At 44.9% G+C, this 1,128-nt stretch carries 1 protein-coding gene; it reads left to right on the forward strand.

What is annotated here, in order from left to right:
- A partial coding sequence (gene ltrA, locus QOS10_RS09375) for a group II intron reverse transcriptase/maturase (RefSeq protein ID WP_283595193.1) occupies window positions 1-1,039 on the forward strand: 1,039 nt, incomplete at its 5' end.
- Window positions 1,040-1,128 lie beyond the last annotated feature (89 nt).

Raw genomic sequence — 1,128 nt, forward strand, 5'->3', positions numbered from 1 at the left:
AAAGCTTGGGATTCCGACGGTCGTGGACCGGATGGTCCAACAGGCGATCGCCCAGGTTTTAACTCCTATCTTCGAGCGAGTTTTCTCGGACAATAGTTTTGGATTTCGGCCACATCGTGGCGCTCAAGACGCAATAGCGAAGGTAGTTGATCTATATAATCAAGGTTACCGACGAGTCATCGACCTAGACCTAAAGGCTTACTTTGATAACGTCAACCATGATTTAATGATGAAATATCTCCAACAATATATTGATGACCTATGGATACTAAGACTTATTCGTAAGTTCCTTACGAGCGGAGTCTTGGACCATGGACTTTTCGCTAAGAGCGAGAAAGGAACTCCGCAAGGAGGGCCGTTATCACCACTGCTGGCGAACATCTACCTCAACGAGTTGGATAAGGAATTAACCAGACGTGGCCATCACTTTGTGCGCTATGCGGATGACTGTAACATATATGTTAAAAGTCAGCGAGCCGGAGAAAGAGTAATGAAGAGCATTACCATATTTCTCGAAAAGCAACTAAAAGTCAAAGTAAATCCAGATAAGAGTAAAGTTGGTAGTCCTTTGCGACTGAAATTCCTTGGATTTTCGCTAGGCGTAGACCGTAATGGTGCCTATGCCCGGCCGGCTAAGGAGTCGCAAAAGCGAGTCAAGCAAGCATTGAAGCAAATTACGAAACGTAATCGAGGGATTTCCATCGCTAGAATGTGTGCGGAAATAAACCGGAAGATGCGAGGCTGGCTTCAGTACTACTCAATTGGGAAATTGACAGGCTTTGTCCGACGCCTAGACCAGTGGTTGAGGACACGGATTAGGCAATACATCTGGAAACAGTGGAAGAAACTTAAAACGAAACTTACTAACTTGAGAAGGTTAGGATTGTCTTACCGAGATGCGTATACTTTCGCTAGTACCCGCAAGGGCTACTGGCGGACTGCACACAGTAAGACACTAAATTATTCTCTAACAAACAGAAAACTGGAACGCCTCGGACTTATGAATATGTCTAAGACGCTCCAGTCAATTCAAAAGTGATTAAGTTGTCGAACCGCCGTATACGGATCCGTACGTACGGTGGTGTGAGAGGTCGGTAATTGAAATAATCAATTACCTCCTACTCGATT

Origin of the sequence: Limosilactobacillus galli, assembly GCF_947381495.1 — a bacterium.
Classification (GTDB): Bacteria; Bacillota; Bacilli; order Lactobacillales; family Lactobacillaceae; genus Limosilactobacillus; species Limosilactobacillus galli.